Source organism: Methylobacterium sp. 1973 (genome assembly GCF_040545035.1).
Lineage (GTDB): Bacteria > Pseudomonadota > Alphaproteobacteria > Rhizobiales > Beijerinckiaceae > Methylobacterium > Methylobacterium fujisawaense.
Map to the genome: position 1 here is coordinate 21,522 of NZ_JBEPLA010000003.1, position 26,090 is coordinate 47,611.

General features: G+C 67.3%; 26 protein-coding genes. 13 read left to right on the forward strand and 13 right to left on the reverse strand.

The features are described from left to right. On the reverse strand, window positions 1-972 hold the full coding sequence (locus ABIC70_RS07165) for an alpha/beta fold hydrolase (RefSeq protein WP_354439277.1): 972 nt from the start codon (window positions 970-972) through the stop codon (window positions 1-3). 327 nt (window positions 973-1,299) lie between these two features. Between ABIC70_RS07165 and ABIC70_RS07170 the strand changes: the two genes are divergently transcribed. Continuing rightward, a complete protein-coding gene (locus ABIC70_RS07170) occupies window positions 1,300-2,478 on the forward strand; it encodes a zinc-dependent alcohol dehydrogenase (RefSeq protein ID WP_075381667.1) in 1,179 nt (392 codons plus the stop codon). Between the two features lie 131 nt (window positions 2,479-2,609). Here the strand turns inward: ABIC70_RS07170 and ABIC70_RS07175 are convergent, their stop codons facing one another. Beyond that, window positions 2,610-2,792, reverse strand: a complete 183-nt coding sequence (locus tag ABIC70_RS07175; protein ID WP_043351806.1) for a hypothetical protein — start codon at window positions 2,790-2,792, stop codon at window positions 2,610-2,612. Between the two features lie 203 nt (window positions 2,793-2,995). Between ABIC70_RS07175 and ABIC70_RS07180 the strand changes: the two genes are divergently transcribed. From ABIC70_RS07180 to ABIC70_RS07200, 5 genes are all read left to right on the forward strand, one after another. Then, window positions 2,996-3,289, forward strand: coding sequence for a hypothetical protein (locus tag ABIC70_RS07180; RefSeq protein ID WP_182592585.1), 294 nt, complete (start codon window positions 2,996-2,998; stop codon window positions 3,287-3,289). Beyond that, on the forward strand, window positions 3,286-4,008 hold the full coding sequence (locus ABIC70_RS07185; RefSeq protein WP_354439279.1) for a hypothetical protein: 723 nt from the start codon (window positions 3,286-3,288) through the stop codon (window positions 4,006-4,008). Before ABIC70_RS07180 ends, ABIC70_RS07185 begins: the two co-directional genes overlap by 4 nt. Window positions 4,009-4,012: 4 nt before the next feature. After that, entirely contained in the window at window positions 4,013-4,378 is a 366-nt protein-coding gene (locus tag ABIC70_RS07190) for a Vch_cass14 family protein (protein WP_274925908.1), read from the forward strand. A 450-nt stretch (window positions 4,379-4,828) separates the two neighbouring features. Next, a complete protein-coding gene (locus ABIC70_RS07195) occupies window positions 4,829-5,593 on the forward strand; it encodes a Crp/Fnr family transcriptional regulator (protein ID WP_279897359.1) in 765 nt (254 codons plus the stop codon). A 2-nt stretch (window positions 5,594-5,595) separates the two neighbouring features. Then, window positions 5,596-5,865, forward strand: a complete 270-nt coding sequence (locus ABIC70_RS07200) for a hypothetical protein (RefSeq protein WP_043755316.1) — start codon at window positions 5,596-5,598, stop codon at window positions 5,863-5,865. Between the two features lie 344 nt (window positions 5,866-6,209). Here the strand turns inward: ABIC70_RS07200 and ABIC70_RS07205 are convergent, their stop codons facing one another. From ABIC70_RS07205 to ABIC70_RS07225, 5 genes are all read right to left on the reverse strand, one after another. Further along, window positions 6,210-6,506, reverse strand: a complete 297-nt coding sequence (locus ABIC70_RS07205) for a hypothetical protein (RefSeq protein WP_043351817.1) — start codon at window positions 6,504-6,506, stop codon at window positions 6,210-6,212. Between the two features lie 257 nt (window positions 6,507-6,763). After that, window positions 6,764-7,750 (reverse strand): PhnA-like protein, encoded by a 987-nt coding sequence (locus ABIC70_RS07210; protein WP_354439280.1) that lies wholly within the window; start codon window positions 7,748-7,750, stop codon window positions 6,764-6,766. A gap of 52 nt (window positions 7,751-7,802) precedes the next feature. Continuing rightward, the gene (locus ABIC70_RS07215) at window positions 7,803-8,063 is read right to left on the reverse strand and encodes a GlsB/YeaQ/YmgE family stress response membrane protein (protein WP_043351821.1); all 261 of its coding nucleotides are present in this window, start codon (window positions 8,061-8,063) and stop codon (window positions 7,803-7,805) included. A gap of 1,260 nt (window positions 8,064-9,323) precedes the next feature. Further along, window positions 9,324-10,076 carry a Crp/Fnr family transcriptional regulator gene (locus tag ABIC70_RS07220; protein ID WP_354439281.1) on the reverse strand — a complete coding sequence of 251 codons (753 nt, stop codon included), beginning with the start codon at window positions 10,074-10,076 and terminating at the stop codon, window positions 9,324-9,326. 457 nt (window positions 10,077-10,533) lie between these two features. Next, window positions 10,534-10,884 (reverse strand): hypothetical protein, encoded by a 351-nt coding sequence (locus ABIC70_RS07225; protein ID WP_354439282.1) that lies wholly within the window; start codon window positions 10,882-10,884, stop codon window positions 10,534-10,536. Between the two features lie 255 nt (window positions 10,885-11,139). Between ABIC70_RS07225 and ABIC70_RS07230 the strand changes: the two genes are divergently transcribed. Beyond that, window positions 11,140-12,582, forward strand: a complete 1,443-nt coding sequence (locus ABIC70_RS07230; protein ID WP_354439283.1) for a TolC family protein — start codon at window positions 11,140-11,142, stop codon at window positions 12,580-12,582. On the opposite strand, the gene ABIC70_RS07235 is transcribed toward ABIC70_RS07230, so the two are convergent. From ABIC70_RS07235 to ABIC70_RS07250, 4 genes are all read right to left on the reverse strand, one after another. Continuing rightward, complete coding sequence (locus ABIC70_RS07235) at window positions 12,521-14,629, reverse strand: peptidase domain-containing ABC transporter (protein WP_354439284.1); 2,109 nt, start codon at window positions 14,627-14,629, stop codon at window positions 12,521-12,523. The two genes, ABIC70_RS07230 and ABIC70_RS07235, sit on opposite strands and share 62 nt — an antisense overlap. A gap of 55 nt (window positions 14,630-14,684) precedes the next feature. Next, window positions 14,685-15,950 (reverse strand): HlyD family secretion protein, encoded by a 1,266-nt coding sequence (locus tag ABIC70_RS07240; protein WP_354439285.1) that lies wholly within the window; start codon window positions 15,948-15,950, stop codon window positions 14,685-14,687. Beyond that, entirely contained in the window at window positions 15,947-16,864 is a 918-nt protein-coding gene (locus tag ABIC70_RS07245; RefSeq protein ID WP_182592577.1) for an LpxL/LpxP family acyltransferase, read from the reverse strand. Before ABIC70_RS07245 ends, ABIC70_RS07240 begins: the two co-directional genes overlap by 4 nt. Before the next feature lie 118 nt (window positions 16,865-16,982). After that, window positions 16,983-17,126, reverse strand: a complete 144-nt coding sequence (locus ABIC70_RS07250) for a hypothetical protein (RefSeq protein ID WP_158498431.1) — start codon at window positions 17,124-17,126, stop codon at window positions 16,983-16,985. A gap of 707 nt (window positions 17,127-17,833) precedes the next feature. Between ABIC70_RS07250 and nhaA the strand changes: the two genes are divergently transcribed. The 3 genes from nhaA (at window position 17,834) to ABIC70_RS07265 (ending at window position 20,072) form a co-directional block, all read left to right on the forward strand. Then, window positions 17,834-19,021, forward strand: a complete 1,188-nt coding sequence (gene nhaA, locus ABIC70_RS07255) for a Na+/H+ antiporter NhaA (RefSeq protein WP_502915957.1) — start codon at window positions 17,834-17,836, stop codon at window positions 19,019-19,021. Between the two features lie 77 nt (window positions 19,022-19,098). After that, a complete protein-coding gene (locus tag ABIC70_RS07260) occupies window positions 19,099-19,275 on the forward strand; it encodes a hypothetical protein (RefSeq protein WP_164706322.1) in 177 nt (58 codons plus the stop codon). Window positions 19,276-19,301: 26 nt separating this feature from the next. Continuing rightward, a complete protein-coding gene (locus ABIC70_RS07265; protein WP_043351828.1) occupies window positions 19,302-20,072 on the forward strand; it encodes a potassium channel family protein in 771 nt (256 codons plus the stop codon). A 36-nt stretch (window positions 20,073-20,108) separates the two neighbouring features. On the opposite strand, the gene ABIC70_RS07270 is transcribed toward ABIC70_RS07265, so the two are convergent. Further along, window positions 20,109-21,005 (reverse strand): LysR substrate-binding domain-containing protein, encoded by an 897-nt coding sequence (locus tag ABIC70_RS07270; protein WP_354439288.1) that lies wholly within the window; start codon window positions 21,003-21,005, stop codon window positions 20,109-20,111. 335 nt (window positions 21,006-21,340) lie between these two features. Here ABIC70_RS07270 and ABIC70_RS07275 point away from each other — a divergent pair, with 335 nt between their 5' ends. The 3 genes from ABIC70_RS07275 (at window position 21,341) to ABIC70_RS07285 (ending at window position 24,685) form a co-directional block, all read left to right on the forward strand. Beyond that, on the forward strand, window positions 21,341-21,622 hold the full coding sequence (locus ABIC70_RS07275; protein WP_043386221.1) for a hypothetical protein: 282 nt from the start codon (window positions 21,341-21,343) through the stop codon (window positions 21,620-21,622). A 311-nt stretch (window positions 21,623-21,933) separates the two neighbouring features. Next, entirely contained in the window at window positions 21,934-23,679 is a 1,746-nt protein-coding gene (locus ABIC70_RS07280; protein WP_354439558.1) for an ATP-binding cassette domain-containing protein, read from the forward strand. Next, window positions 23,663-24,685 carry an efflux RND transporter periplasmic adaptor subunit gene (locus ABIC70_RS07285; protein WP_354439289.1) on the forward strand — a complete coding sequence of 341 codons (1,023 nt, stop codon included), beginning with the start codon at window positions 23,663-23,665 and terminating at the stop codon, window positions 24,683-24,685. Before ABIC70_RS07280 ends, ABIC70_RS07285 begins: the two co-directional genes overlap by 17 nt. Window positions 24,686-24,997: 312 nt before the next feature. Here the strand turns inward: ABIC70_RS07285 and ABIC70_RS07290 are convergent, their stop codons facing one another. Next, window positions 24,998-26,083, reverse strand: coding sequence for a YeiH family protein (locus tag ABIC70_RS07290; protein WP_502915967.1), 1,086 nt, complete (start codon window positions 26,081-26,083; stop codon window positions 24,998-25,000). Window positions 26,084-26,090: the final 7 nt, after the last annotated feature.

A 26,090-nucleotide genomic window follows, 5' to 3' on the forward strand; every position in this document is an offset into this window, starting at 1 on the left:
TCAGGCCGCCGGACGGATCCGCTCCGACGCGCGCTCTACGGCCGCGACGACACGCTCGGGGGCGAGATGATGGATCATGTGGCCCATGCCGGGCACGATCACGAGCTCGCTGCCGGGCACGTCGTGGTGGAGCCGCCGCGACTGGCGGCCGACATCGGCGATCTGGTCGTCCCCACCGGTGATGATCACGACGGGCAGGTCCAGATCCCGGTAATGCGCCTGCATCTCGACCGTGACGGGCGTCATCATCGCGGCATCCTCCGCTGAGGCACGCAATTGCAGCGGGCGCAGCATCATGGCCGTCGGAAAGCTCCGCGCGAAGCGCTCGGGGATGGCGGCTGGGGCGAACAGCCCCTTGATCATGGCCGGCATCATGAGGCGTCCTGCGAGCGGCGAGACCGTGTGGCGCAGCAGGTCGCCGATGCCGGGAATCGCCACCGGCGAAGCCAGGATCACGTCGGCGCGCAGCGTCGGATAGTAGTAGCCCGAGGCCAGCACGAGGCTGCGCACGAGCCGCGGTGCCTGGAGCGCGAGAGCGATCGCGACCAACGTGCCCCAGGAATGGCCGAGGACGACGGCCTGCGTGACGCCGAGCTGTTGGAGCGCCTTCTGGAAGAGCGTGGCGTGGGCGCGGGGCGTCCAGAAGCCGCGCGGCCGGTCGCTGTAGCCGTAGCCGGGGCGATCGAACACGATGACCCGGTGGCGCTTGGCGAGGTCGTCGACGATGCCGCTGACCAGGAAGTCCTGGATCAGGGTGCCGTTGCCGTGGATGAGCACCAGCGGCTCGCCCTGTCCGCGCTCCAGGTAGTGGAGGCGGACACCATCGACGGTCAGGAACGAGCCGACGGGTGGCGTCTCCCGTTCCGCCCGGCGTGTCATCGTCGCCGCGTAGAGCGCGGACGCGCCCAGGGCCGCGGCCGATCCAAGCAGCGCCGGAACGAGCCATGTGCGGGAGTCGGTGCGTCGCGTCATGCTGTGAGCCTTATGGGTGAGAGGACGTGCGCCGCGATCAGCGGGATCGATCGGAAGCGGCGCGGCCCGTGTCGCGGGGCGAGTTGGTTCCGAGTGGAAGGCGCGCCGCGCGCGGGTCCTCGGCGCATGCGTCGTGATGGCGTCGGATCGCAGGGGGATGACGCACTGCAATATGCCAACACCGGAGTTCAGCGATCGATCCCGATCCTATGAATAAATAATCGGCAACGTAATTTGCCGGAATGAGGTGCGGAATTATCCGGATCATTCGACGTGAAATGGCGGTTGATTTCAGAACGCCGCTGTTTGGCGATGGAGATATTTGCGATGAAAGCACTCACCTGGCAGAGCCGCGGAACGATCACCTGCGAGACGGTGCCCGACCCGAAGATCGAGGAGGGGCGGGACGTCATCATCAAGGTGACCGCCTGCGCCATCTGCGGCTCGGACCTGCACCTCATGGGCGGGTTCATGCCGACCATGGAATGCGGCGACATCCTCGGCCACGAGACGATGGGCGAGGTCATCGAGGTCGGGCGTGACAACCGGAAACTGAAGGTCGGCGACCGCATCGTCGTGCCGTTCACGATCTGCTGCGGCGAGTGCCGGCAGTGCAAATGGGGCAACTGGAGCTGCTGCGAGCGCACAAACCCGAACGGCAAGCTCCAGGCGCAGACCTACGGCTATCCGCTCGCCGGCCTGTTCGGCTTCTCGCACATCACTGGCGGCTTCGCGGGCGGCCAGGCCGAGTATCTCCGCGTGCCCTACGCGGATGTCGGCCCCATCGTCGTCCCGGACGGCCTCAGCGACGAGCAGGTCCTGTTCCTCAGCGACATCTTCCCGACGGCCTACCAGGCCGCGGAACACTGCGACATCGGCCCGGAGGACACGGTCGCGATCTGGGGCTGCGGCCCGGTCGGCGTGCTCGCGGTGAAGTGCTGCTACCTGCTCGGCGCCAAGCGCGTCATCGCCATCGACAGCGTGCCCGAGCGGCTGGCGCTCGCCCGCGAGGCCGGCGCCGAGACCATCGACCTCGGCCAGCAGAACGTGCAGGACACGCTGATGGAGATGACCCACGGCCTGGGGCCCGATTCCGTGATCGAGGCCGTCGGGATGGAATCCCACGGGGCGGACACGACCCTCCAGAAAGTGTCCTCCGCCATCATGGAGCACACGGTGAGCCTGGAGCGGCCCTTCGCGCTCAATCAGGCGATCCTGGCGTGCCGTCCCGGCGGCAACGTCTCGATGCCGGGTGTCTTCGCCGGTCCCGTCGGACCGGTGGCGCTCGGCGTCCTGATGAACAAGGGTCTCACCCTCAAGACAGGCCAGACCCACATGGTCCGCTACATGAAGCCCCTGCTGGAGCACATCCAGAACGGGGATATCGATCCGTCCTTCATCATCAGCCACCGTTCCACCAATTTGGAGGAAGGTCCGGCGCTCTACAAAGCGTTCCGGGACAAGACCGACAACTGCACGAAGGTCGTGTTCAAGCCGCACGGCTGACATCGGGCGCGGCGGCCGCACCGCCGCGCCTGTTCCCCGAGACACGGGCGGGCGGCCCTCTTGTGCGTGTCGGGCGACCGAAGCCGGCCGCGCAGACCGGGTCCGCCCGGCGCGCGGCATCGGCGCGAGCGTCAACCGGTCACCATCGAGACCAACGCGGCCGATCCGCCGAGCGCCACAGCGCCGATGCCTCCGAAGAAGGCGAGATTCGAACCCGCGACCTGCTCGGAGACCGAAGCGCCGGAATCCGTCACCAGGGATAGGGCGCCCCCGGCGGCTGCCACGGCCAGGGCGACGGACATCATGAGCGACATGGTTCGATCCTCAAGTTCCGGCCATCACGACGGAGGCCTCTCCGCAGTATGAGGTCAAATGAATACCCGATAATGATCATTTGACATCTTATGCAGTAAATACTTGAAATAACAGGCTCATAACGTCACACGGCTAGAACTTCGGTCATACATCGCACGTTGTTCGCCCAGGCTCGACAGATTCGAGCCAGCGAGGTTCACGTGTGTCAGACAATATTTCCGGACAGGACAGCCGCCAGGGCAAGCGCGGTCGGCCCGCCCTCTACGTCCTGATCGTCAGTGTCGGCCTGATGCTGACGTCCCTGGCGGGGCTGATGATCTGGCAGGGGGCGACCGCACCGCCGGACTATGCCAGCCAAAGCCAAGCGGCCTCGCGCAAGCAGATCACCGGCACCGAATCCGGCAAAGCCGACACTCCGTCATCGGCCAACAGCACAGGCGTGCCGGGCGGGAATCCGGCGTACCCGCAGCCTGCCCTGCGCAGCGTCAATCCATGACCGCGGCTGAGAAGGCGAACGACGATCCGGTCGAGGCTGCGGTGCTCGAACGCGCGCAGCAGAACTTCCTCGACAACGGGCCGGGCGACCGGATGTGGTCGGATCCTGATCCTATGGCGGGATCCACGATGAGCGCCGGTTTCGCGCTGAGCGTGGACCAGCAGGCCGCGTTCATCGCCGCGGCGCGGACGGAGATCGCGTCCGAGGGCCATTCGGCCGCTCAGCCGGAGGAGCCCCTCCCCTCGCGGGAAGATGCGACCGCGAGGTTGGGAATTTTCGCGCTCTATGAGAGCCGGAGAAAGGCACAGGCCGCGACAGCCACGCTCGTCGCGGCCGGCATCCCCGAGCAGGCGATCCGGCTCGTGGTCGATCCTCCCGATCCGGATGCCGACCATGCCGAGGCGGACGCGCCGGATACCGGCGGGGGCCAGGCCCTCCGGGATCGGCTCGAGACGTGTGGCGTGCCTCCTGAGGCGCTGGACGCCTGCTGCGCGCAGCTGAGGTTGGGCGCGGCGATGCTGAACCTCGTGGTCGCGGACGCTCAGCGTGACCGCGTCATGGGCATTCTGAAGGACCATGGCTCGGTCGATACGACGCTGCGCCTCGCGACGTGGGGGGCCGAGGGCTGGGGCGGCACGTCGCCCGTCTCGACAGAGGGGTGGGGCGGCTATTCCGCCACCGCGACCGGTGCAACCGAGATCACGACGAGACGGGAATAAGCCGATGGCCCTGTTCGCCCCGGTCCGGTCCGAGACGACTGACCTCGACGCCGTGCGGCGCTACGCGGTGCGCGTCATCGCGCAATCCGAAGCCGAGGACCTGCAGATGAAGGCGGTCACCCTGGCGCTGCTCGGCGGGATCATGTGGCGCGCCGCGCCGGGATCGACCGAGATGATGCAGGACGCGGGGGGCGCTAAAGCCATCCTGTCGACCACCCTCGGCGGCCGCCATCTGACCTTCGCCTACGACCAGAACACCGAGTCGATCGAGATGCGCGAGGGAACGACGGACGGCCCCGTCCTTCACCGCTTCTGCAACCGGACCTTGATCGGGGATTTCGAACGCACCTTCAGCGCCTTGTGGGGTTGAGGGCGCAAGGTCCGATCCCGGTCATCGGCGTCAGCCGGATCATCGCTAACGCGATCCCAAGAGCTGTGATTTATGGATCAAACCACCAATAGAGTGCGCTGAGATCGGAAAATCTCGCGCAATCCTGCTTTTTGACCGAATGGGTCTCCACGATTCCTGGCACAAGCATCTGGCTGTTGCCCGGTGACGTGAGTGCAGCGAACACCGCGAGCGTTCCTTGCTTCCTCATCGCCCGCACGGCTTCTTCCGACCCGAACCCACTCAGGCCCTGCAGCCCCCTCCGGGCCGCGGGGCTTCTTTTCGACCTGGCCGGCCCTCGCCGCTTTGGGCGCAAAGGTCCCGGATCGAACTTCCGATCTTCGCCGGGGATCACTCAGACCGGGCAGCGCGTTTCTCTCATGGGCCGCGCCCCGACGGTCGCGCCGTCCGCTCACTTGGGAGGGCGGTCCGATGCAGCATGCGTTGACACGCAAGCTCGAGAGTTTCGAGCCACTCTCCGATCAGGCCCGTTGGGCCCTGAACGGCTTGGTGATCAAGGTCCGGCAGGTCGGGGCTCGCCAGGATCTGATTCAGGAGGGCGACAAGCCCGAGAACGTCCTCCTCATCCTCGACGGCTTCGCGTGCCGCTACAAGGTCCTGCCGGACGGCCAGCGCCAGATCATGGCCCTGCTCGTGCCCGGCGACTTCTGCGACCTGAACGTCTTCATCCTGGACGAGATGGACCACGCCATCGGCACGATCTCGACATGCCAGGTCGTGGACATCCCGCGCCAGGCGATCGATGAGACCGCGACGCACCACGCGAGCATCGCGCGCGCCTTCTGGTGGTGCTCGCTGGTCGACGGTGCCGTCCTGCGCGAGTGGCTCGTCAATATCGGCGGGCGCCTTCCGGCTCCGCGCATCGCGCATCTCTTCTGCGAACTTCTGATGCGCCTGGAGGCGGTGGGACGGGTCACCGACAACAGCTACGCGTTCCCGCTCACGCAGACCGAGATTGCCGAGACAATGGGCCTGTCCGACGTGCACGTGAACCGGACATTGGGCGATCTGCGCGCCCTCGGCCTGATCCATCTCAAGCAGCGGGTGCTGACCATCCTCGACGTCGAGCGGCTCAAGGCCTTCTGCGACTTCACGCCGAACTACCTGCACCTGCGCAACACGCGCTGGGGCGAGCGGCGTGACCTGAGTTGGCCCGGCCGCGCCGAAGGAGGATAGGAATGGCCAGGCGGGGCAACGTCGAGACGCTGCTCGTGCTAAAGCTTCAGCCGATCGCGGTGGACACCGGCAGCCTTGACCGCGACGGCATGCTGATAATCGCCAACGGCCTGCTGGTTGGCGTGCTGGTGCGCCTCGATGCACCCGAGCATGCGCATCCGGGCTATTGGTTCCTGGAGGCGGGGTTCGGACCGCTCCAGGGCGTGCGGGTGGATGCCTTCCCCACCCTCGAGCACGCCACGCGCTGGGTGCGTCATCATCTGAACCGGTGACGCTCACCGCCGAATGGCCATGGCGATCCCGCGGACAGGATGACGGCAGTCGCGCCGGCCACGATCCGAGCCGGCCGCTTGTCGACGGGGACCAGCAGGTCCGGTGTCGAGATTGGCCGGCGCCACGTCGGTGCGCCGGCATCGGTATCCCCAAAAATCGCTTCGAGGGTGCGGACGGCGAGGCCAGAGCCGGCCCCCCTCCCCGCGCCCAGCGTCTGCGCTGTGGGTGGCGAGGGTCTCGCAGGGGCCCTGGATATGCCGAGCCCAGGAATGCACGAACCTGGGCGACGCGCGCTCCTCCGCGGGCGTCGCCCAAGCGAAAACGGGGTGCCGTGGTCCCGTCCTCAGCAATCGTCGTCGCCGGGCTTGATCACCTTGCCCTCCGGCGCCTTGGCCTGGTTCGTGGAGGGCTTCGCTTGTGCGCCCACGTTGTTCATCGCGCCGACCGTGCCGGGGGATTCGGCCTTGGCGCCCGGTGTCACATTCGCGGTCGAGCCACCATCGACGTTCGAGGAGGCATCTCCGGCTTGGTGACTCGTGCTGTTCGTGGTGGTCCCGGTCGTGCACGGGGCGGCTGCGGCGAGGCCGGCTGAGAGGAGCAGTGCGGCGATTGCGCCGGTCAGTGTGGAGACGGTCTTCATGGTGGACTCCTTGGAAGTCTGGCGGGCGGTGGATCCGCGGCGGGGGTGCCGTGGCGGACGGGTCGATGGCGTCTCGGCCCGCGCGCCGAGCGGCTTGCATGAGGCCGTCGCGAGCAGGATGGCGAGATGGAGCTTGGTCACGCTGCCGGGCGGTGCCGGAGAGGTCTGACTGAGGACGCCCAGGGCCGGCACCGGTTCGGATCGGGTCCGGGACGTGAAATGCCGGTCGAGGCGCGGTTAACCTCGACCGTCGGTGCTCATGCGCGGCGCGGCGGCAGCGGCTGACCTCCCGCTCGGGCGTCTGTCCGATCGACGGCGGCGCTGCGGCCGGCGAAGAAGGCGGCCAGCGCTCCGAAGATCAGGGCAAGGGCCCCGAACAGCGCCCCCTGGGACACCCGGCGGGCCGCGGCGTCGGCGATCTGCTTCGACTGCTCCTTGGCCGAAGCGAGGGTTTCCTTGAACTGCTGGGTGTATTGGCCGACCTGAGTCCGGGCCTGCTCGACCGGGATGTTCTGTGCCTTGGCGAGGGCGACGGCCGCCTTCTCCTGGGCGGCGGCCTGCTGAGCGCCATCACCCGAGACGGCGGCGCGCATCGCGGTCACCGCAGCGTCCTTCAGCGCGGCCGGATCGGAGCCGGTGTTGCTGCGGACGCCGGCTTCGATCTCCGAGAACGGATCAGTGACCCTCGTCAGCGACGGGGCGGCCGCCTGCGCCAGGGTCGAGACGGATCCGCCCGCGGCGTTGCTCATCCCACCGATGGCCGTCGAAGCCGTACCGAGGGCGCCGCCGACGAGGCCGCTCGCCGCCGACGAGAGCATGTACAGCACGACGAGGGTCGAGACCGCCCAGGCGAGAAGGCCGTGATACCCGGCGGTTGCGGCCGACGGCTTGCCCGAAAGCCGGCCGGCCAGGGCGCCACCCGCCACCGCGGCGAGGACGCCGGAGACGACGAACCAGAGGCCCGCACCGATGCCGATCGCGCTCGCCGCCGGGGTGCCGTCGCCGAGGGGATCCACCGTCGACAGGCCGATGCCGAGGCCGAGCATGTTCAGGATGACCTGGGCGATCAGCCCGACCGTGGCGCCGGCGAGGACCGCCCCCCACGAGACCGAGTGCAGCATCATCGTGCGGATGTCCTCGGACGGTGTGACGGCGCTGCCCTGAGGCGGGCCACGGTCGAGCACGGGCCGGTCCGGGATGGCACGGCCGGTCGCCGCGAGGGTGGTATCGGTGACGGTAGCCATTGTGGTTTCTCCGGGATCTGTGATTTGCGAGGGAACGGGCGGCTGAAGCGGATCAGACGATCCGGCCGCGTCGCACGAGGGCGTGGTAGAGCCACAGCACGACCACGGCCCCGACGACCGCGACGAGCAGGCTGTAGAGGTTGAGGCCCGAAACGCCGGGTTGCCCGAACTGCTCGAACAGGAATCCGCCGACCACGGCACCGATGACGCCGAGCAAGATGTCGACGAGCACACCCTGGCCGGTGTTGTTGACGATCTTGCTGCCGATGAAGCCGGCGATCAGGCCGAGGATGATCCAGGCAAGGAGGGACATGGGCGGCTCCGGTTCGCGGCGCGCTTCAGGGTTCCGGCACCGGAGCGGCGCCGATGGGGGCAGGCGTTCGACGCGCTGCGAGGCCGACCGCCTCGTGCAGGACGGTGAGCCTGTCTCTGCGTCGTCTTCGTCCCGGCGCACCGCGCCTCGATCGGGGCCGCGGCTCCCGGTTGGATGTCCCCGCAGATCGTGCCGACAGTCAGCTCGATCAGGTCACGGCGTGATTACGCGACAGAACTTTCTCACCTCGGTTAGCGGCTGGGCCGCCACCGAGATGCCAAAATCGAGCGGGGTATTCCTGTTCAATGACCGCACCTGGCGAGATGTTCCGAAGTTCTATTTAAAAACTTCGGGATCTAGCTTGAGCGATTTGCGCTTGTTGTTTTCGTCCCAGAATTTTTACAAATCTATCAAATGAATGATCCTGTTCGATCCGGCGTCTCCCGGCGTATCGAGCGACGACGCCATTTCGTTTGACGCCGGTCACACCGTACCTGCGCGCGATGTGGCTGCGCACGGTGCCGGACCAGAACCCCAGCCACGTTCTTGCGGGCGCTACGGGGTGGGTATCCTCCGGTACTGGCGAGCTTTAACAGCGGTTGCCCTTCGTTTCGGCGTGTCGGAGTGCTCCGTCGCCAACCCTGCGACCGAAACGTCGAAAGCCGTGATGCACGGACGGCAGCGCCATCCTCCTACGCCAAGCCGCCATGAGCAGCATCGGCGATACGACGGGTCAGGACGCCCTTTGGTGACATCCGCGAAACGTGGATGAATCGCGCCGGCGTTTCAATTCTGCGCAAGTCTTCGACCTAGAGGAGTAAATCAGTTTTTGGAATTGTTTGTCAGACTCGCCAGATCCCGGCGAGAACGGCGTACCGATCGCTAAACCGACGCAACTAAGGATCGTCGATTCGACGATCATGCTTCTGTAGATGTAGATAAAGGTCCATATAGCGCCTCGCGTTAGTGTTGCGCTCTGAGGCTGCAAGCCCTATGCGTATTCGACGTATAAATTCGCGTATCAAACGCGCCGTGCCTTCGATAGTATAGGGTGCTGGCGCGCGTATGTCGGCTCAGAGGCCGAAATAAGCAATGAGAGGCCTATTTTATTCGCCGGGTCCTTCAGCGCGACAAGATGCGTGATAACGATCACCCGAAGCCCGCTCGCGACTGCCGGCATGCCTTCGTGATCAGAGCCCGGTGTCGGCGGAGATCCGCTGGAGCGCCCAGGATCTCGGACATCCTCCCGGCCCGCAACCGCTACGCTCCGTGGCTGCTGCTCAGCCACGGCGCCTGCCGGCGGGCGCTCCACCGCGTGTTTCTGAGGTGCAGATAATTTGGGTTGAATCCGCAATACGCCTTGAGTTGCTCAACGTCCAAGATCGTCAGGACCCGGCGCTTCAGCGTGATGAATTGAAGCCGACGCAACTCCCTCAGCGTGCGGCTCACGTGCACGTCCGACAGGCCCATCGTGTCCGCGATGTCGGTCTGTGTGAACGGGAACGCGTAACTGTTGTCGCTGACGCGCCCGACGGCTTCCAAGCGCAACAACAGCTCGCAGAACAGATGTGCGATCCGCTGATGGGCCTGCCGGCTGCCGATGTTGACCAGCCACTCGCGCAGGATCGCCTCGTCCACGAGGGCACACCACCATAACGCGCGGGTCACCTGAGGGTAGTGTGCCGTAACGTCCTCGATGGCGTTCCGGGAGATCTCGACCACTTGGCAAGGGGAGATCGTGCCGATGGCATGGTCCATCTGATCGAGGATGAAGACGTTCAGGTCACAGAAGTCGCCCGGCACCAGATAGGCCATGATCTGGCGCTGACCGTCCGGCAAGACCTTGTAACGGCAGGCATAGCCGTCGAGGATGAGATGAATCCGCTCGGGAACATGGCCTTCCTCGATGAGGTCCGTACGTGCGGGCACTTGGCGCACGCGGGGAACGAGGGCTCTCAGCGCAGCTCGATCGCCGTCGGCGAGGTCCTCGAAGCTCTCAAGCTTGCGGATCAAGGCATCTTGCATCGGGCCACGGTGGCAAAGGGTAACATAGTATCTCAGGTCCATTATCAGACACCCGCTCCTTCATAGGACGGATATTTTTCCCCTTCCGGCGGTCGATCGCGAGGCCCGCGTCACGTCGCCGGAGGCAGCCGCGTCGCCGGACCAGTCGTCGAGAACTTGGCCCTCGAAGTGATGAAGGTGCTTCCGGATGCTCGCCGGCACCCGGCGTTTTTTCTCGTCGCGCTGGTCGTGCGGAGCCTGACGCGCTGCCTGCTGCCGGTCGTCAATCCGTGTCGGGTGATCCGTCTGATGCGCTGTCCACGCCTGCGCAGGGCCTCGACGATCCAGATCAGGATCAGAAGCTCACGGGGTGACTCGCCTGCCTACGCGGCCAGAGTCCGATCGACGTGATCTCGCCAACGCGCGGCGGCGCCGCTGCCGGCAGACAGCACCGGGGTCTCTGCCCTCACCTCGTCCGGCGGCACAGGCCTCTGGCGACGAGGCGGCCGCTCCCCTCCGGCACGACGACCAAGGAGAAGGTCGTCGCTCCGGGACGACCGACCAGAAGGTCGCGGCCGAGGAACGCATCGACCTCCCCGGCGGCGATAGCGGTGGCATGCGCCTCGATATGCGCGTTGGCCGGCCATTCGAGCTCGACCAGTACGTTCGGGGCGGCTTCCTGCCGGGGGACACGATTGGACGGGCAACCCTCCGCGCTTCGGGTGGAAGCTTCATCATGCCGGGGCATGGCACCCAAACACAGGTTGTAACCGCTTCCGGGGCCTGCGCGTCGGTCCGGATTGGAATTGTCAGGCATCGGCCGCTTCGACGTTCGCTCGCTCGCCGTGTACGCTGCCGCCGGAAATCCGAGGGGGGAACCCCAGCCTGAACCTCCGCAATTATCGCACCTTTAAGTTGTAGTTAATATTTTCTTTGCCACAACATCGGTGGCGGGCAGGCGACGCGAACGGATCTGGCCCAGGCGACTCCGCGATGCGCAGTGGCTTCGAATGTGTCGTAAGCGATGGGGACGTGGATGCCGGCTCGGAGATCCCGAGTCGCGGCTGCTGCGATGACGATCGGACTTCTCGTCATCCCTGTGACGCGACCGGCTGTCGGTGGTGAAAGGCTCGATTCAGCCGCGGCCGCGCTCGTGGAAAGCTTTACCCTCCGAGCGGAGAATGCACGGCAGGAGGGTGCCGAGGCGCGGCTCCGGGGCGCGAAGGACGCCTTCATGCCGACCGTCGCAGTGCTGGCCGACGCGCCGCTGAGCAGCCGGATCCGCTACAGCCCCGAGATCGCTCCGACGGTCGTGGGCCTCGACGTGACGCCGCGCGCAGCGCCCTACCAACTCGGACTCGTGGCCGACCTACCGCTTTTCGACGGGTTTCGACGACTGAACACGCTCCGTGCCGTCGATGCACAGACGGATGCCGGACGCGCCCTCGTCGCGGGGAAGCGTCAGCAGGTCCTCCTCGACGCGTCGATCGCCGTCCTATCGGTCATGCGGGACACGCAGATCCTGGAATTCAGGGATGCCCAATGCGCAGCGATCGGCCGGATCCTCGACGCCACGGAGCGCCAGCTCGCGGTCGGGGACGCGACGCGCACCGATGCCGCGCTGGCCCGATCCCGGCTCCAGGCCGCGGAGGCTGAGCGCGAGCGGGCGCGCTCGGATCTCGCGGCGTCCCGGGCGACCGTGGTGCGTCTCACCGGGATGGATCCAGAGCGGGTTGCCCCGCCGCGCCTGCCCGGCACGCTGCCCCGCACGCCGGAAGCCTACGAGGCGCTCGTCCGCACCAACAATCCAGGGCTGATCGCGGCGCGTCTCGGCGTTCAATCGGATGCGGCGCGGGCCGACGCCGTGACCGCCGATCTGCTGCCGAGCGTGAATCTGCAGGTCTCCCGGATCTCTCAATTCGGCTACAGCGCAGCACTGGATCGGATCACCGACACCACGACGCGCCTGCTCGCCCGGATCCCCCTCTACGAGCCCGGCGCATTCCCGCGCGTCGCGGAGGCTTCCGCGGCGGCGCGCCAGCGGGGCTATGAGGTCCAGGATATCGAGCGCACGACGCTCAGCACGGCGCGCGTCGACTTCCTCCGGCACAAAACCGTCGCCGAGCAGGCGGCGCGGCTTTACGCCCGGGTGGTTGCCCTGCGTCAGTCCGTCAAGGGCATGGAGATCGAACGTGTCGCCGGCTTTCGGACGATCTTCGACGCGTTGAACCTCCGGGCCGAGCTGGGTGACGCGGAGGCCGGCGCGGCGGCCGTCGCGGCGGAGCGGGACGCCCTGTCGCTCGCGCTCGCAGCCGCCGCCGGCTTGCTCGACGTCGACCATCCGGGCGCCGTCGGCAAACGGGCGCGGGTGCTGCCGCGGGCCGCGTCTCGGGTTGCGGAATCGCCGCTGGTCCGATCCGGCGTCCCCCCACTGCGGGGAAGCCACACGGAGCTCAAGCCGGCTCCGGAACCGGTGCTGCGTCTGTCGCGGATCGATCCAGCTGACGCTCCGTGACGAGGCGCCCATCGTGGATCCGCAGCACTCGATCGACACCGGCGAGGACCTGCCGGCTGTGGGTGACGTAGACCTTTGCGGCCTCCACACGCCGCAGACTGTCGATCAGCGACCGCTCGGTGTCCGGGTCGAGGTTGGCGGTCACCTCGTCGAGGAGCAGGAGGCGCGGCTGACGGCACAGAGCCCGGGCGATGAGCAGACGCCGCCGCTGGCCGGTCGACAGCAGGCCGCTCTCCTCCGCGATCAGGGTGGCGAAATCTTGGGGCAAGGCTTCGACCGCCTCGCGTAGGCCGACCTGATCGAGGGCCCGCTCCATCTGCGCCCGCGTGACGGACGGGTCGAACAAGGCGAGATTGTCGGCCACGGTCCCGGCGAACACGCCATCGTCGGCGAAGACGACGCCGAGATTGGCCCGGAATTCCCGCCGGCCGAATTGCTGCAGGGCGGCTCCGTCCACACTGAGACGGCCCGCCGCCGGCTCGTGGAGGCTCGCCAGGATCTTGAGCAGGGACGATTTGCCCGAGCCGGAGGCACCAACGATCGCGATGCTCTCGCCAGCCGCGATGTCGATCGTCAGGTCGACGTCGCGTAAAAGCGGGGCATCCGCCCGGCCGAATTGCACGCGGACGCCTTCGAGCGCCACCGTCCGGCGCACTTTCCGGTGGATGCAGACATCGTCCGCGCCCGGCTCCGCCTCCTGGCCGACGAGATCGTCCAGACGCTGGAAATGAACCCGCATCACCGAGAGATGCATCAGGTTGACCGTCAGCCGGTTCACCCGTTCGAAGAAGTCGCCGCGCAGGGCGAAGAAGGCGTAGAGCGAGCCGATCGTCAGGGTGTTCCCGATGACGCCGGTCACACCCATGTAAAGCGTCGTCACGGTGCTCGTCGCGATGACGAGATGCATGAAGAGTTCGGCATCGATGGTCGCGTGGCGGGCGCGGAAATCCGTGTTGGCGAAGCGCGCGAAGCTTTCGAACCATCGCATCGCGAACAGGTCCGCGGCGTTATGGGCCTTCAGGGTGTCGACCCGGCGCAGACCGTCCAAGAGCCGACCCTGCTCCTCGGAGCGGGCCTCCAGGGAGGCCGCGGTGTACCGGTTCAGGGCCGGAAACGTCACGGCCCGGACCAGCAGAACGGCCGCGAGAGTCAGCAGGGTCAAGCCGGCCATGAGTGGCGCGTAGTAGTACATCAGGCCGACGAGCAGCACGGACGTGAGCGTGTCCGCGATAGCGGTGACGAGACCGCCGACCAGGAAGGTCTTGATGTGGTCGATGGAATCGACCCGCACGACGAAATCCCCGGGATGGCGCCGCTCGAAATAGCCGAGTGGCAGCCGGAAGGCGTGCCCCACGACGTTGCGCGTGAACTGCAACTGCATCAGCGTCGATGAGCGCAGCACGATGGCGTCCCGCAGCCAGCGGCCCACGGCCTCGAAGGCCATCATCGCCGCCAGCCCGATGGCGAGCACGCGCAGCAGATCGAGATCGACCTGCGGGATGACCACGTCGAGGGCGATCTCCAGGAGGATCGGCATGCCGAGGCCCAGCAGGGCGATGGCGAGCGAGACCAGGCAGATCTGCCAGACGGTGCCGCCGAGCCCCCGGGTCGCGCGGAACACCTCCATGAAGCCGAGGCGGCGCTCGGCCGTCAGGCGCGCAAAATCCATGCGCGGCTGGAATTCGAGGACCACCCCGGAGAAGAGGCGTTCCATATCGGCGCGGTCGTAGATCCGCAGCCCGAATTCAGGGTCTTGGATCCGGTAGCCGTCGCGCCCGATGCGCTCCAGGACGACGAAGTGGTTGCCATTCCAGTGCAGGATCGCCGGGAGCGCCACCCCGGACAACTCGCCGACATTCGAAAGCGCGAAGCCGTTGGCATCGAATCCCAGCCCGTCCGCGACCTCGACGATGTCGGCGAGGGACATGCCGGACTGCGACAGAGGGAAAAGCGCACGCAGGTAGCTCAGGTCGATCTGGTGCCGGTGGTAATTGGCCACCATCGCCAAGCACGCGAGGCCACATTCCTTGGCCTCGCTCTGGGCCATCCAGCGGATCCTGCGCCGCCGCGCCAGGATACGGCTCAGCCAACTCGTCATGATGTCAGCCCCTGCCGCGCATGGCCCGGATCGGATCGAGCACCCAGTCGATCAGCCGCCGCCGCTCCACGACGATGTCGGCGCTCAGGGTCGAACCGATCCGGATCGGCTCGTCGACGCCGTAGGCGCGGATGGTGCGGGATTCCGGGAGGACCTCGATCCGGTAGGTGGATTGCCGGTTCGATTCCCGCGCGTCCTGGGCAGGCGGCAGGTCGGCGGCCGGACGCAGGGGCGATTCCGAGATCGACGTGATGGTCCCGTGGCCGATGCCGAAGGTCTTGAACGGGAAGGCATCGTATTTGAGCACCACCCTCTGTCCGACCTTGGCGAGGCCGACCGCTCGCGCGGGCACGCCGAGCACGATCACCGGGTCGGCGCGGATGTCGCCGACGACGGCAAGAACCTGATCGGCCGCCACGGACGCGCCCGTCTCCACGAACAGGCCGGCAACCTGCCCATCGACCGGGGCGACGATGTCGAGTTGGGATTGCGCCGACTGCCCGGCGATCCGAGCCACGATTCCGCTCAGCTCGTTGCGCACGGCGGCGAGCTGTCCAGTCTTCTCGGCCAAGCCGAAGCGCTGGGTGCGTTTGCGTTCGTCCGCCTGTTGCCGCAGCTCGGCGCGCCGGGCCTGCAACTCGGCCATCTGCCGTCCGTAATCGAGGAGCGTCCGGCGTTGCAGATTGAGCGCGTCTCGGGTGGCGTAACCTTGGTCGAGATAGGTCTGGACGCGCGCTACGATTGCCCCCTGCTCCCGGAGGCCCATGCGCAGGATCGTCTCCTGTTGCGCGAAGGCCGCGCTCACGGCCTCGACATTGGCGTCGATCTCCGCTGTCTCCCGGTCGGCCCGCGCGAGGAAGGTCGTCAGGCGGTCGCGTTCACGCTCCAGGACGGCCCGGCGCTCGGTCAGGCTCGTCAGATCCGCCGCGACCGTGGAGACGCCGCCCACCGTCGGCTCGCGCAGCTTCACCTGCATCAGCCGCTGGCCGCGCCGCACCGTCTCGCCCTGGCGCACGTCGATCGTAGCGACGATGCCGGGTGCGCGGGCATCCAGACGCGACATCCCGGAGACCGCCGAGACATAGCCCCGCACGGACTCGGTTCGCGCGAAACGGCCGAAGAAGAGGGCGCTGATCACCAGCACGATCATCAGGCCGAAGAACCACGCCATGGCCGAGGCGCCACGATCACGATGGAGGTGGAGGGCACCCGTTCGGCGCTGCAGAAAGCCGAGTTGCGTCCGTCCGGGCGCGGCGAGGGTGTCGCTCACGCGGCCCTCTCGATGGGCATCAGGGGATCCTCGGCCGCCAGGTACTCCTGGAGCGACGGCCAGAAGTGCCATTGTTCGGGACGTTCCCGGATCGTCGTCTCGATATGCCGGCGCATCAGGTCCGCGACGCGCCCGCGTTCGAGCGCATCGTTTGCCTGCACGGCGAAGGGATAGCGCGGTACCACAACGGCACCGCCCGCCTCGGCGCCGATCGCCAAGGGCACCACCGTCGCGCCGGTCAGGTGCGCCAAGCTGTCGATGCCGAAGGCGAACGCGGTCGGTAGGCCGAAGATCGGCATCGGTGCCGGCTTGCCGTAGCGCGGCGGCAGATCGGCGAACACGACGATGACCGCGCCCCGTCGGGCATAGCGAATGGCGGGGAGATAGCCGGCCCGATCCGTGACGGTGAGGAAGCGCACCGGCATCCCGAACTCGGTGATGCGTTCCATCACCCGGGTCTCCAGCGGCCTGTCGTCCCGGCGTCTCAGGATCAGCACGGAGCGGCCGGGGAAGAAGGTGACCAGGATGCTGAGGAGCCCGATCACGTAGGGACCCATGTGCAGGGGCGCGAGAATGACCGGCTCACCGCTCGCCGCGATCCGCCTCAGGACCTCGGGCGACTGGGTCACCACATGGGCGAGGTCCCGCTGGATCGCGGCCCGGCTGCGGGTCAGGAGCGCGAGCCATTCCAGCTCGGCCAGCGCGTCATGGAAGGCCGCCTCGCGGTCGAGGCGTCGAGCCTCCCGCCGCGGCAGACGGAGCACGCGCTCGAACCGGTCCGCGAGGCCGGAACGCGGGCTGCGGCCGACCGCTGCGTATACGCGGAACACGGTTCGCAAAGCCAGGCGGCGCAGGGGGAGCGGCAGTCCGGCGATGAGCGCCGCCTTCCTGGAGACACCCGAGATCGGCTCCATTGCCCGACGCCCCTGGAAGTCGCTGACTGACCGGCGCGGGAGCCGCCGCGGAACGATCGATGTTAGGCTGCCTGTGTGCCGGCGCGCGGGACGGAGCCCCGCGCGCCGGTCGCTTGGATCAGCGAGACTTGCCGGAGGACGATCCGAGCCCAAGTCCAACGCCGACGCTGAGGCCGCCGAGATTCAAGCCGACAGCAAGGCCCTGCTGGGAGCCATGACCGCCGGACACAGTCTTCAAGGTCTTCAGGTCGAGTTTCTTCATGATTCTCAGGCCTCGTTAACCAGCGACGCCGTCGTCGCCTCCGACTCACTTATAGTTGTGGTGGCTCGGAGTCGATACCACTCAGTAGTTGCATCGGATCGCTTGCGTAAGTGTTAAGGCCTGCGCTGTTCGGCGTAAGGTCCGCCTCCTCCGTGGAACCGGCTGTGGCCCGGGATCGTCGATCCGTGCCCCGCGGCCATGAATACCTGTGCGGCCCAGGACGCGGCGAAGCGCGAAGCCTCCAGAGGTGTCGGGCTCCGCATTCTGCCCGGTGCACAGACGCAGTGCAGCCACCGGACCGGTGGCGTTCAAGCCCGTCACGCCGAACGCCGACCGGCCACGGCCACCACCGTCGAGGCGGTCGCACGCGAAGGGATCGCAGCGCTGCGGCAGCTTCGAGCGGCCTGAGCACCCATCTCGACCATCCTGCGGATCCGAAGATCCACCCTGAGGCGGCCACGGGCTCCGCCTTCGCAGCCGATCGGGCCGGGTGCCCGACCAACCGGCGGCTTCCGGGGGCGCTCAGGTGCGATGAGCCAGCTCGCCATCGCGTGCTGGTGAACCGTGCTCCGCCGGCCCCTTGTACAGCGACACGGAGGGTGGTTGCCGGCAACGCTCATCGGTGAGATATCCCGACCCGGGTGCATGATCCGAAGGTCGGATCGGCAGGCTTCAGCGTTGGTCGGGCCGCCAGCGGCGGAAGGCCTGTGCGCGTGCCGACACTCACCTATCGTCCCCGGTCGTCCCTGCGCGGCCTGCTCACGAGCGGAGCGGGTGGCGGCCTCGTGCTCATGGCGAGCGCTGCGCTGGCCTTGGTCGTCGCCAACTCGCCGCTGGCCGACGTCTATTTCGCGGGGCTCAAGACCCATCTCGGCCCACTCTCGGTCCTGCACTGGATCAACGACGGCCTGATGGCCGTGTTCTTCCTGCTCGTCGGCCTGGAGATCAAACGCGAGCTGCTGGACGGGCGGCTGCGTACGTGGCCGGACGGCATCCTGCCGGGTGTGGCCGCACTCGGCGGCATGATCCTCCCGGCGCTCGTCTACGCCGCCGTCAATTGGCGCACGCCCGAGACCCTGCGCGGTTGGGCGATCCCGGCGGCCACCGACATCGCTTTCGCCCTCGGCGTGCTGGCGCTGCTGGGCTCGCGCGTGCCGGTTTCGCTCAAGGTGTTCCTCACCGCGCTCGCCATCCTCGACGACCTCGGCGCGGTGATCGTCATCGCCGTGTTCTACACCGCCGACCTGTCATTGCCGATGCTCGGCGGTGCGGCCGCGACGCTCGCCGCGCTGTACGGGCTGAACAAGGCCGGCGTCAGCCGCCTGTGGCCCTACCTTGCCCTCGGCGCGGTGCTGTGGGTGTTCACGCTCCTGTCGGGCGTGCATGCGACCGTCGCGGGCGTCCTGCTGGCCCTCACGGTGCCGCTCCGGCTGAGCGTCGGCAGGCCGGACGACCCGACCTCGCCGCTGCACATCCTCGAACATGCCGTCAGCCCGTGGTCGGCATTCCTGATCCTGCCGGTGTTCGGCTTCGCCAACGCCGGCGTGTCCTTCGCCGGGGTCAGGCCGGCGATGCTGCTCGACCCGGTGACGCTGGGCGTGGCGCTGGGCCTGTTCTTCGGCAAGCAAGTCGGCGTCTTCGGCTTCGTGCTCGCGACCGTAAAGCTCGGCTGGGCGCAGCGCCCGCGCGGTGCGAGCTGGGCTCAGGTCTATGGCGTCGCCGTGCTCTGCGGGGTCGGCTTCACGATGAGCCTGTTTATCGGCCTGCTGGCCTTTGCGACGCAGCCGGATCTGGAAGCCGAGACCAAGATCGGCGTGCTGCTCGGGTCGCTCGCCTGCATGGCCGCCGGGGCTCTGGTTCTGCGGTTTGCCCCGGCCCATCCGTCTCACCGCTGAGCCGAAGCCGCCGCCGCGCGGCGACGGGGCGCGACAGCCTCGATCCGTCGATCTCCCGCGAAACCTGGTGGAGCACCATGCGCCGTCACCTTCCAAAGCGTCGTCCCGGCACCATCGAGGGCCGGCTGTCCGATTTCGTGCTGGCGCTCACTGGGGTCATGCTCCTCGGGGCGATGATCCTCCTGCTGCTCTCCTGGCTGGGCGGCGGTGCAGAGGGAGCCGCGGTCGGGTACGCGGGGATGCAGGATTCTTGAGCTCTGACCCCGTAGCCCGACGACCGATGACGACACTGACCGCGACGCTGCGTGAACTGTACGAGGGGGACACGCGGCGCGCGCACCGCTTCCGCTACGTCCTGCTCGTGTTCGACGTGGCGACGATCGCCTTCGTCATCGTCACCTCGTTCCTGCCGCTGATACCCTGGATCATCGCCTGCGATGTGGCACTGGGCGTGTTCGTCCTACTCGACTTCGCCGCCCGCCTCGGCATCAGCCGCACCCCGCTCCGCGAATTCCGACATCTCAGCACCTGGACGGACCTCGTGGCCGTCGCCTCGTTCCTGGCCCCGGTGCTCGTCGAGGGCGTCGGCTTCCTGCGGATCCTGCGCACGCTCCGTCTGCTGCGCACCTATCATCTGCTGGAGCGGCTGCGGCAGGACAGCGAACTGTTCCGCCGGAACGAAGATGCGATCCTGGCCGCGACCAACTTGGTGGTGTTCGTGTTCACGATGACGGGCATCGTCTACGCCACGCAGCACAACACCAATCCGGCCATTCAGACGCCCATCGACGCTCTGTACTTCACGGTCACGTCGCTGACGACCACGGGCTACGGCGACATCACACTGCCGGGACCGACGGGCCGGCTGCTCTCGGTCTTCGTGATGATCTGCGGCGTGACGCTGTTCTTCCGCCTCGCGCAGGTGGTGTTCCGGCCGTACAAGGTGCGCTTCCCCTGCGACGCCTGCGGGCTGCAACGCCATGAGCCGGACGCGGTGCACTGCAAGGCCTGCGGCAACCTCCTGAACATCCCCGATGAGGGAGCCGACTGACGCTCCTGCGGGCGTCAGGGTCCGGTTCCAAGGCCGTCACACGGCGACGGCCTTGGACACCACGACGCGCTGCTCCAGGGCGGCGATGATCGTCGACGACAGCAGCTCGGCAGCCGGCGTGACATGTCCGGGAGCCCGGTAAAGGACGATCTCCGTATCGGGCAGTTTTGGAAGCTGAAGCCGAGCAGACACCGAGACCATGTCCGCCGGTATCATTTCCGTCGGCAGAACCGTTACGCCGAGCCCGGCTTGGACGGCGGCCTGAAGCCCGGCCAAACTTGGGCTGGTGTAGACGATGCGCCAGTCGCGTCCGGCCGCGTCGAGGGCTGACAGCGCACGCTTGCGATAGACATCGGGGGCCGGTGCGAGGATGAGGGGGATCGGGCCCCCGGTTTCCGTGACGAGGCGCGGCGACGCGACCCAGTCGAGCACCTCCCGCCAGACCTTGGTCCCGCCGCTCGGCCCCTGCGGCTCGCGCTTGAACAAGATCAGGTCGTAGCGACCCTTCGCGAAATCAGCGAGGAGGTTGACAGTGAAGTCGCACTGCACCTGAAGCGCGACCTGCGGATGAGTCCTCGCGAAACACGCCAGAACCTCCGACAGGTGCGTCGTCGCAAAATCCTCGGGCGTTCCAAGCCTGACGACGCCCGATACATCCGTCTCGCGCAGGCGCGAGAGCGCCTCGGCTCCCAGCCGCAAGATCTGCCGCGCGTAGGTGAGCAGGATCTCGCCCTCGGGCGTCAGCTGCAAGTCCCGGCCGTCCCGGTCGAACAAGCGGCGCGCGAGCCCGTCTTCCAGGCGCTTGATCTGCAGCGACACGGTCGACTGCGTCAGGCTCAGGCGTTGAGCGGCACGCGTGAAACTGCCGTTGTCGACGATCGCGACGAAGGTGCGCAACAAATCGAGGTCGAACGGAAGGGGCGGACCCGGCATCGTCCCGACATCAAATCTCTCCGGGCGCCCTGCAAGCACCCGGGCCGCATTCCTGTCGCCTCAATGTCAAAATCGACGCCGCTGCGTGATGAAACGCACATGACCATAAGCTTGCACGAGGTGTCGCAGGATTAAAAATTATCCCTGCCATGCCCAATCCTGTGTCCATTTATTTTCACAATGATCATCATTGGCTCCGTAGCGTTGTTCTGCGGCCCGGTCGTTTCCAGATCATTTGCGTGGATGAGGCGAGAATGTCGGTCACGCATTGGCGGGCCGGTGCGCCTCAGCCGCGAACAGGTCGATATGACCGTGATCTTGAGTGGAGACGAACCATGAAGACTTCGCTGAAGACAGCCCGTGTGGCGCTCGTGACGGCCCTCTGCGCGATCGCGCCGATCTCTGCGGCCGTCGCCGACTACCGCGTCGGATCTCAAATGCGGCCCCTGCCCCAGACGACCTGGGACGGACTGTCGACCGGCGCGATCGACATGTCGGACGCCCCGCGGTTTTCCACTGGTGGCTGCCGGAGAAGCTCGGCGCAGGAAGGCAATGCTGATCAGCAGCACTTTCCGGTGCAGCAATACGGACAGACGGCGGGCGGCTACCGCTGCTGAACGGGGCCAGCGTCCTCGGCCCGACAGCCGGCCGTGTCTCACGTGAGGGCCGGCAACGTATCGGTCCGCCACGCCATCGTGTCATGGCGGACCGCTCTCCCGATCCTCGCCTCACAGGGCGCGTCCCGGCGGTCTCCTCCGGGAGTCCTCCCGCAAATCGTCCGCCGCGTCCTCTGCGAGACCGCAGCGCGATCGCGCCCCGACCCGGAAAGGTGCCTCTCGGGTGCCGATCCGCGGCGCAATCCGGACGCCGGGAGACAGCAATTGACCAATGACTGGCGAGCAACGCACTGCATCCGATCGAAATCGTGATGCAGAACGCACAAATCGAATCTGTTCTGGAAAGCCCTCGATCGATGGATGCGATCAGACACGCCCCTTTGACTGTCGTGGAAGCCTGCAGGCTCATCGCGCGCCTCTTGAACCCGGAGGCGCGTTTTGTCTGGCTGGCGATCGTCTACGGAGGTGCCATCGCGCTCCTGGGTCTCGCGGCACCCGTTTCCGTCCAGCTCCTGATCAACTCCGTGGCGAACACGGGGCTGCCGGCGCCCTTGTTCGTCCTGTCGGGTCTCTTGCTCGGACTGCTGCTGGTCGTCGCCGCCCTGAGTGCGGCCCGCATCTACGTGATGGCCCTATTCGAACGGCGCGTCTTCGCCAGGATCGTCGCGGATATCACCGTGCGCGCCGTTTACGCCAGGGATCCGCAGTTCGACGATGCTCGGCGCAGCGCTCTGTTCAACCGCTTCTTCGATCTCGTGACGGTTCAGAAGGCGGTCCCGCATCTCCTGATCGGCGGATTTGCAATCCTTCTGCAATCCGGGATTGGCCTTGTTCTGACGAGCTTTTATCACCCCTTCTTTCTCGCCTTCAATCTCGTGGTCGCCTCTCTGCTGCTCGGGATCTGGCTCCTCTGGGTGGGACCGGCGCTCCGGTCGGCCGCGGCCCTGAGCCACGCGAAGCACGAGACGGCGTCCTGGCTCGAGAGCGTCGGCCGCTCGAACGGCTTCTACAAGGACGACCGTCGCCTCGACTTTGCCATGGGGCGTTCCGAGACGATGACCGCGGCCTATGTGCGGGCGCATCGCCGCCATTTCCGCCACACCTTCGCGCAGACCATCGGATTTCTCCTGATCTACGCTGTCGCCAGCGCCGGACTGCTTGCGTTGGGCGGATGGCTGATCCTGCAGGGCCAGCTGTCGCTCGGACAGCTCGTGGCCGCGGAACTCGTCCTGTCCGGGGCGTTCTATGGTCTCTCGCAACTGGGCTCCCACGTGGAAACCTTCAACGGGCTGGTCGCGTCACTCCACGAACTGGCGCAGTTCGACGGGATCGAGCAGGAGGACCGGGCGGGACAATCCAGTGCGGTCCCGGTCGATGGATCCCTGCGCCTGCGTGAGGTCGAGGCCGAAGGCTACCGGTTCGACGTTGCGATCCAGAGCGGTGAAATCCTGTCCGTGACGGCCGACGAAACTGTCGAGCGGACGATCGCGGCGCTGCTCAGGCAGGAGCTCCGTCCGCGGCGGGGATCGGTGATGATCGGCGGGGCCGATATCGCTGCGTTCGACCCGGACAGCCTGCGTTCCGGGCTCCTCGTCCTGGATCGGCCGACGCTCCCCGAGCTGACGATCCGCGCCTACCTGTCTATGGACCCAGGCCGGAACGCCGCGACGATCCACGATAGTCTTGAGCGCGTCGCATTGTCCGAGCGCGTCCTGCACCTGCCCCAGGGGCTCGATACGCTGCTCTCGTCGTCCGGCTGGCCGCTCACGACGGTCGAGTCCATGGCTCTCAAGCTCGCCGCCGCCCTTTCGCATCCGCCGAAGCTCGTCGTCCTGTCGACGCTCTACGATCTGCTGCCCCCGGATCGGATCGCAGCGGCGTTCGCGCGGTTCCGGGAGGCGGGCACGACGGTGCTGCATGTCACGCAGCGCCCGGCCCAGCCGATCCACGATCGCCAGCTCCGGCTCGGCCTGCCTGAGCAGAAGCGCACCGCCGATCACGACGGCCGCACCGATCAAGTGACGCTACGGGAGAGGTCTCATGCTGTCGCGGCCTGAACACCTGCATCACTTCCCGACCCTGACATCGATCCAGGCGCCTCGCGCAGCTGTCGCGGTCGGCTGGATGCTCGGGATCGGGACCCTTCTTGCGGTCCTGATCCTCCTGTACGTCCCCTGGCTACAGACCTCGGCCGGCACGGGCCGCGTCATGGCCCCGAATCCAGCCGACCGCGTGCAGGCCGTCACCGCCCTGGTCCAGGGCCGAGTCGAGCACTGGTACGTGGAGGATGGCCAGCGGGTCCGCGCCGGAGATCCGATCGCGCGCCTCGTCGACAACGATCCGTTCCTGCTGCAGCGGCTCGCCGCCGAGCGCGAGCAGATCGAGGCCGAGATCGCGGCAGCCGAGCAGGCGCTGAAGGTTGCGGAAAGTCAGGTCAGCCAGACCCGTGAGGCTGCCGAGAAAGGCTTCGTGACGCGGCGCAACTTCGAGGCGGCACAGATCCTAGTCGCAGAGCGGCGCGCGCGCCTGGCCGAGGCCAAGGCCAAACTGAGCCGGCTCGAAGTGACCGTGAACCGCCAATCGGCGCAGCTGGTTCGCGCGCCGCGGGACGGCCGGATCCTCCACATCAACGCGGCCACCGGCGGCACCTTGGTGAACGCAGGGGACACCCTGGCCACTCTGGCGCCGCACGCACCGGCCCGCGTGGTGGAGCTGATGGTCGACGGACGCGATGTCGCCTTGATCAGGCCCGGCCAGCCCGTGCGCCTGGCCTTCGAAGGCTGGCCAGCCGTTCAGTTCAGCGGCTGGCCCTCCGTGGCCCATGGCATGTTTGACGGGCGCGTGCGTGCGGTCGATCCCTCTGCGCAACAAACTGGCCGGTTCCGCGTGCTGGTCGAGCAGGATCCCGGCAAGCCCGCATGGCCCGACGCTGAGTTCATTCCGCTGGGTGCGAAAGTGCGCGGCTTTATCCAGATGGAGACGGTGTCGATCGGCTACGAGCTCTGGCGGATCCTGAACAACTTTCCGCTGGAATTCCGTGCGCCGAATTTGGGCACAACTTAAGAGCCTGGAATTCCGCAGTCACACTCTGCGCGTATGGACTTGCATCGCTTGCCCAGGTGCGAAGCGGCCGCGGGCTGCATGAACGCGGCGGCTCACATGCCCCGTACCCGCCTGTCCGGGGGGCCTCATCTGACGCGGATCGGTGGCACTCGGCCAGATCCGGCCGGCCGCTACGCGCCGATATCGGCCGCGCAGCCGAAGATGTCGGCGCTCTGGACGCAGATCTTACAAAGTCGTGGTGACGACTGCGCTGCGAGCAGGCCCGTTGCAGGAATTGCGCGTGAAATTCATCGCCTTCGGTTGTCGGCCGGATCAGCCGACCCCGAGGCCGCGGATGAGCAGGACGGCGATGGCCAGGAGCACGAGGAGCGAGGCGGTAACCCCGAGCGTCACCCGGCCGCCGACCTGGGCCAGGATGCGCACATCGACGCCCAGGCCCAAGGCGGCCATCGAGACGATCGTGAGGAAGCCGGCGATCCGTGAGAGCGGCTGCAGCCAGTCCTCCGGGATGAAGCCGAGCGCGCGCAGCGTGGCGAGCGCCAGGAAGCCCAGGATGAACCAGGGCACCAGCTTGAAGAAGCCGAGCCGGCCCGGAGCACCGGCCCGTGCCACCTCCGCGGGCAGGCGCGGCGCGATCAGCGACAGGACCACCACGACGGGTCCGAGCATCAGCACCCGCACCAGCTTGACCAGCGTGCCCACCTGCGTCGCGAGCGCGCCCACCGGCACGGTTGCGGCCAGCACCTGTGGGACTGCGTAGACCGTAAGCCCCGCCAGCACGCCGTACTGATGTTCACCGAATCCGGCGAGCGGTACGAACAGCGGCAAGCCGAGCACCATCAGGACGCCCAGCACTGCCGTGAACGCGATGGCGGCTGCCACGTCCCGGCTGTCGGCACCGATGACGGGCGCCACCGCGGCGATGGCCGAGTTCCCGCAGATGGCATTGCCGCAGGCGATCAGCAGCGCCATGCGCACCGGCAGGCCCAGAGCGCGGCAGATGGCGCAACTCGCCAGGATGGTGAGCGCCACTGCGCCGACGATGCCGGCCAAAAGCGCCGGGCCCGACGCAACGATGGCCCCGAGACTCACCGAGGCTCCGAGTAGGACGACGGCCACCTCCAGCACCTGCTTGGCCGAGAAGGCGATTCCGGCCTTGAAGCGCGCTCCCGGCACCCAGGCGGTGCGCAGGGCCGTCCCGAGCAGGATGGCGAGCACCAGGGCCTCGACATAGGGGTGGCCGGTCAGATGCTCCTCGCCGGCCTGCAGCGCCTGCGCCATGACGGTCAGGATGAGGCACAGGAAAAGCCCCGGCATCAGCCGGCCCGCTGCACCGGCCCGAAAGGATCTGCCGGCTCGGACCGCGGGCACACTGTCTGGTGCGACCCGGGTGGCCATCCTGGCG

Bases quoted from the DNA above. Each gene is read 5' to 3' on its own strand.
- ABIC70_RS07270 (WP_354439288.1), bottom strand. From the start codon at position 21,005: ATGCCGGGTCCGCCCCTTCCGTTCGACCTCGATTTGTTGCGCACCTTC.
- ABIC70_RS07210 (WP_354439280.1), bottom strand. From the start codon at position 7,750: ATGGCTACCGTCACCGATACCACCCTCGCGGCGACCGGCCGTGCCATC.
- ABIC70_RS07280 (WP_354439558.1), top strand. From the start codon at position 21,934: ATGCAGAACGCACAAATCGAATCTGTTCTGGAAAGCCCTCGATCGATG.
- ABIC70_RS07275 (WP_043386221.1), top strand. From the start codon at position 21,341: ATGAAGACTTCGCTGAAGACAGCCCGTGTGGCGCTCGTGACGGCCCTC.
- ABIC70_RS07250 (WP_158498431.1), bottom strand. From the start codon at position 17,126: ATGAAGAAACTCGACCTGAAGACCTTGAAGACTGTGTCCGGCGGTCAT.
- ABIC70_RS07290 (WP_502915967.1), bottom strand. From the start codon at position 26,083: ATGGCCACCCGGGTCGCACCAGACAGTGTGCCCGCGGTCCGAGCCGGC.
- ABIC70_RS07225 (WP_354439282.1), bottom strand. From the start codon at position 10,884: ATGCCTGACAATTCCAATCCGGACCGACGCGCAGGCCCCGGAAGCGGT.
- ABIC70_RS07285 (WP_354439289.1), top strand. From the start codon at position 23,663: ATGCTGTCGCGGCCTGAACACCTGCATCACTTCCCGACCCTGACATCG.
- ABIC70_RS07260 (WP_164706322.1), top strand. From the start codon at position 19,099: ATGCGCCGTCACCTTCCAAAGCGTCGTCCCGGCACCATCGAGGGCCGG.
- ABIC70_RS07185 (WP_354439279.1), top strand. From the start codon at position 3,286: ATGACCGCGGCTGAGAAGGCGAACGACGATCCGGTCGAGGCTGCGGTG.
- ABIC70_RS07215 (WP_043351821.1), bottom strand. From the start codon at position 8,063: ATGTCCCTCCTTGCCTGGATCATCCTCGGCCTGATCGCCGGCTTCATC.
- ABIC70_RS07230 (WP_354439283.1), top strand. From the start codon at position 11,140: ATGACGATCGGACTTCTCGTCATCCCTGTGACGCGACCGGCTGTCGGT.
- ABIC70_RS07235 (WP_354439284.1), bottom strand. From the start codon at position 14,629: ATGGCCCAGAGCGAGGCCAAGGAATGTGGCCTCGCGTGCTTGGCGATG.
- ABIC70_RS07190 (WP_274925908.1), top strand. From the start codon at position 4,013: ATGGCCCTGTTCGCCCCGGTCCGGTCCGAGACGACTGACCTCGACGCC.
- ABIC70_RS07195 (WP_279897359.1), top strand. From the start codon at position 4,829: ATGCAGCATGCGTTGACACGCAAGCTCGAGAGTTTCGAGCCACTCTCC.
- ABIC70_RS07175 (WP_043351806.1), bottom strand. From the start codon at position 2,792: ATGTCGCTCATGATGTCCGTCGCCCTGGCCGTGGCAGCCGCCGGGGGC.
- ABIC70_RS07205 (WP_043351817.1), bottom strand. From the start codon at position 6,506: ATGAAGACCGTCTCCACACTGACCGGCGCAATCGCCGCACTGCTCCTC.
- ABIC70_RS07245 (WP_182592577.1), bottom strand. From the start codon at position 16,864: ATGGAGCCGATCTCGGGTGTCTCCAGGAAGGCGGCGCTCATCGCCGGA.
- ABIC70_RS07170 (WP_075381667.1), top strand. From the start codon at position 1,300: ATGAAAGCACTCACCTGGCAGAGCCGCGGAACGATCACCTGCGAGACG.
- ABIC70_RS07265 (WP_043351828.1), top strand. From the start codon at position 19,302: ATGACGACACTGACCGCGACGCTGCGTGAACTGTACGAGGGGGACACG.
- ABIC70_RS07165 (WP_354439277.1), bottom strand. From the start codon at position 972: ATGACGCGACGCACCGACTCCCGCACATGGCTCGTTCCGGCGCTGCTT.
- ABIC70_RS07200 (WP_043755316.1), top strand. From the start codon at position 5,596: ATGGCCAGGCGGGGCAACGTCGAGACGCTGCTCGTGCTAAAGCTTCAG.